The following is a 3,684-nucleotide window of genomic DNA, read 5'->3' as shown; positions in this document are numbered from 1 at the left end:
CTACTTTGCTACAAGCCGACTTACTTTCATACAGAACAGAATTTAGCTCAACTTATACGTCAACGCTTAGAAAATCCTGTTGGCACTGACATTGATCCCGTGATGTTGTACATATTTAGCTAGTAGCAGATTTGACGAGCTAGTTGCATCAGGATCAACAAAAAAATGTACTCATGGTACAAGGGATAGCGGTTTTGGTGAAATTAAAAGTTTATGGAAAGTCAATCACAATTACAGCCTCCTCCTGAAACCTTTCTTGCTCCCCTGTTGTCATTACGAGACTACTATGCTCCGATTGTGGAGAAGTACGAAAAGTTATACATACAAGCTTTAGCAAATCTCAATCACGTATACTAAAAACGGCTGAGAACTTGACTTTTGAATAATCGCCAAAAGCTTGTTTGTGCCAAGCTTATAGCCAAATAATTTAGAAATAAATGAATCATCCTCGACATCTGGTGAAGCCGACGAGCCACCAGTGCCAACATCAAAAGAGATAGAGACACAACAAGAAACTTTAGAGAAATCCCTCTTGTGGTCAGAAATTCCAATGTTGCCGGAATATCAATCTCTCAACCGCACCGAAGCGATCCTAAAGGTATTGCAAAAACACAGGGGTACTGTATGTCACATAGATTTTGTGGTGCGATCGCTCTATGGTGATTTAGAACCAGATATTTTCAAACTAGTAAAGGGCAGAGTTCAATCTACATTAACTTATGGCAGAGAAAGCGGTAAATGGTCGCTTGTTCCTGGTAAACCAGGTTCTTTTACCCTAGATTTAAAATTGCTTAACTCGAATCGTACTAGTTCTTTTAAGAAGAGCAAAAACAGAAAACCTGACCCACAGGCACAAACTAATACTATAGCAATGCAAGGAGAATTTTCCGGGCAGTTTTTGATTGATGCGCTGACCTCTTTGTTGTCACAAAATCCGGGTAAAGTTTTCAATGTGGCGGAAATTATCGAAGAATTATATGGAGAACTTGATCCATCAGATGTCATAGAAGTAAAGCCCAAAGTCCTGAACGAATTATCGCGAGGGCATCGCACAGGAAGATTTTCAAGAGTACCTGAAGAAATCGGACTTTATACCTGGGACTCAAATTTATTGCAACAGGTAAGTGCTAGCTAAAATATTAAAGTTCTGCTAAGGCGATCACCACTCAAAATGGAAGATTCGCAGACTCAAATTTGAGCCAGGATTCAAATTACTCGTTGGCCTAAGCTAACCGACAGGATTCCACAACGGCTGATGCACAATGCAAATGTCATACCATTTGCCATGTCATTTCCTGCCCCGCCCCCAAAGGTACAAGCCCAGATTCCATAAATGGAACTTCATCAGGAACGCGCCAAGTCGTTTTGGACAAGGTAATTCGCTCGGTATTACGCGGCAGTTGATAAAAATCTGGGCCATAGAAGCTAGCGAACGCCTCCAATTTATCCAGGGCTTTCACGCTTTCAAATGCTTCGGCATACAACTCAAGGGCGTGCAGAGCCGAAAAGCATCCCGCGCAGCCACAGGAACTTTCTTTGCTGGTGCGGGTATGGGGAGCGCTATCGGTACCTAAAAAAAACTTCGGATTCCCCGATGTTGCCGCTTGCAACAAAGCCTGACGATGCTCCTCCCGTTTCAAAATGGGCAGGCAATAAAAATGGGGGCAAAGGCCGCCTTTGAACAGGGCATTACGGTTAAACAACAAATGTTGTGGCGTAATTGTTGCTGCGATGGTGTTGGCAGACAGGACATACTGCACCGCATCGGAGGTGGTGATATGCTCAAGCACCACCCGCAGGTTGGGAAATCGCTGCTTGAGAGGGATTAAATGTCGCTCGATAAACACCTTCTCGCGATCGAACGTATCAACATCGTTATCGGTCACTTCCCCGTGCAGTAATAACGGCATGTCCACCTGCTGCATTGCTTCAAAGACGCGATCACCCTTTTGAATATCCGTCACACCGGAGTCTGAGTTGGTCGTTGCACCGGCTGGGTAGTACTTGACCGCTTTGATAAACTGAGATTCTTTCGCCTGGAGAATGTCGTCGGGGCTGGTGTTGTCGGTGAGGTAGAGCGTCATCAATGGCTCAAACTGTTGGCCTTCTGGAATGGCGGCGAGGATGCGATCGCGATAGCAAGCCGCATCTGCCACCGAGCGGATAGGGGGCTTCAAGTTCGGCATGATGATCGCGCGGGCAAACTGACGCACCGTGTAGGGCAGAACCGCTTTCAGTGCTGCACCGTCGCGCAGATGCAGATGCCAATCGTCAGGTCGGGTGATGGTAAGCTTTTGCATCCTTTCATTATAAAACGGCAACAAGGGCCTCATGAAAATAGGGGCGCTCATCCAGATCTGGTATGGGGCGATCGCTATCTATGATACTGCACTGAATGGCACGCTTGAAAAGCGGAAACGCTTATCAATTAAGCAGTTTGTAATTGTTTACGTAATTCATGCCGGGGTTTGGTCATCAAGGGGTAAATTTTGGGGCGACGTTTACGAACTCGTGGTTCACTACAGACAAAGCGATGGTGTAGGCGATCGATCGCAAACTCAGATCCGCCACTCGTACAAAAATCATGTCTGTTCTGACGACTGAGGCATGTATTATGTTTTGGTAAAAACAGAAATACTTAACAGCCAAAGGTTTCCAACATTATAGAAAGAAGCTTTGGGATGGACTCTCCGTGAATAATAGAACCATGCATTGTTGCAAGGTACTTAATCGGTAGCTTTTGTATTGCCTCAATTCCTCGAGTGAAACTTTTCCCTTCAGACATAAACCCGACTTTTTGCTGAAACTTAATGATGGATTCTGTAAGATCCTTCTCGGTAACAGGCTCATCGAACTGACCCGGATGAGCCGCGAGATCGGAACAGAAAAGGATCTCCTCTTGCGGCTGATAAAATACACAACCTTCCCATCCATGAGGAAAATGAGGAGTTTCAATCAGGATGATATCTCTTCTACCAAGGGAAAGAACAGAGTTATTCTTAAGAGCCGTTGTTGGTCGCAGTGCAAAGTCATCCATGTTTGATTGATTCAGAGGACTCACAATTGTTTTCGCTTGCGGCGCTACTTCAAGCCACTGATTAAGCGCTCCGCACTCATCAGCTTCAAGGTGACAAAAACCTATGTAATCAAGTTTTGAAGGATCGCAGACAGACTCTACTAGCTGATAAGTTTGCTCGAACCAATTTGAGCGACCTGTATGAATCAGCATCGGGCGCTCATCAACGAGCAGAAATTGACTGAAAACAAACTTCTTGTTATTTGAGATCGAAAGCTTATATATATTAGGAACTATCTCATCTATGCGCGTGAATTTAGCATCGAAATGCGTAAACATCATCTTTTGGGGTAAAAAACATCTGACATTTTTTCCCCAAAGCCCAAAAAGCAAAGCTGGTGAAATCGGGGAATTTTGCAGCAACTGAACTTATGTTACTACCTAATTCCTAAGCTATGCATCTAGCTGATTTTTACGACATGTGAATGGGTAAAACTTTAATACCGATTAGCTTATTAATTTTTCTGAGAGTAAAAAAGACCCAGACATTTAATCTGGGTCTTTGAGGTTGGGAATTATCCCAAGATTTCAATCACAGCCGCTAGAATAGCTGGGGCTTTGTCTGAAACCGGAATGAATACCCGCTTTTTCCAGTTGATGATCTCGGT

At 44.2% G+C, this 3,684-nt stretch carries 5 protein-coding genes; 3 read left to right on the top strand and 2 right to left on the bottom strand.

Going from position 1 to position 3,684, the window contains the following annotated elements; genetic code table 11:
• The first annotated feature begins 213 nt into the window (after nucleotides 1–213).
• Both V7K76_RS14595 and V7K76_RS14590 read left to right on the top strand, forming a co-directional pair.
• Complete coding sequence (locus V7K76_RS14595; protein WP_335029825.1) at nucleotides 214–357, top strand: hypothetical protein; 144 nt, start codon at nucleotides 214–216, stop codon at nucleotides 355–357.
• Between the two features lie 121 nt (nucleotides 358–478).
• Nucleotides 479–1,135: a hypothetical protein gene (locus tag V7K76_RS14590; RefSeq protein ID WP_335029823.1), complete on the top strand. Its 657-nt coding sequence runs from the start codon at nucleotides 479–481 to the stop codon at nucleotides 1,133–1,135.
• 136 nt (nucleotides 1,136–1,271) lie between these two features.
• Here the strand turns inward: V7K76_RS14590 and pyrC are convergent, their stop codons facing one another.
• Nucleotides 1,272–2,300: a dihydroorotase gene (gene pyrC / locus V7K76_RS14585; protein WP_335029821.1), complete on the bottom strand. Its 1,029-nt coding sequence runs from the start codon at nucleotides 2,298–2,300 to the stop codon at nucleotides 1,272–1,274.
• Between the two features lie 31 nt (nucleotides 2,301–2,331).
• Between pyrC and V7K76_RS14580 the strand changes: the two genes are divergently transcribed.
• On the top strand, nucleotides 2,332–2,604 hold the full coding sequence (locus V7K76_RS14580) for a hypothetical protein (protein WP_335029820.1): 273 nt from the start codon (nucleotides 2,332–2,334) through the stop codon (nucleotides 2,602–2,604).
• Between the two features lie 34 nt (nucleotides 2,605–2,638).
• Here V7K76_RS14580 and V7K76_RS14575 read toward each other — a convergent pair whose 3' ends face one another.
• A complete protein-coding gene (locus V7K76_RS14575) occupies nucleotides 2,639–3,439 on the bottom strand; it encodes a hypothetical protein (protein ID WP_335029819.1) in 801 nt (266 codons plus the stop codon).
• Nucleotides 3,440–3,684: the final 245 nt, after the last annotated feature.

It is taken from the genome of Nostoc sp. (genome assembly GCF_036917975.1).
Lineage (GTDB): Bacteria > Cyanobacteriota > Cyanobacteriia > Cyanobacteriales > Nostocaceae > Nostoc.
This window is presented reverse-complemented; position numbering and strand designations above follow the sequence as displayed.

Coding starts and splice junctions, on each gene's coding strand:
- V7K76_RS14595 (WP_335029825.1), top strand. CDS start 214: ATGGAAAGTCAATCACAATTACAGCCTCCTCCTGAAACCTTTCTTGCT.
- pyrC (WP_335029821.1), bottom strand. CDS start 2,300: ATGCAAAAGCTTACCATCACCCGACCTGACGATTGGCATCTGCATCTG.
- V7K76_RS14580 (WP_335029820.1), top strand. CDS start 2,332: ATGAAAATAGGGGCGCTCATCCAGATCTGGTATGGGGCGATCGCTATC.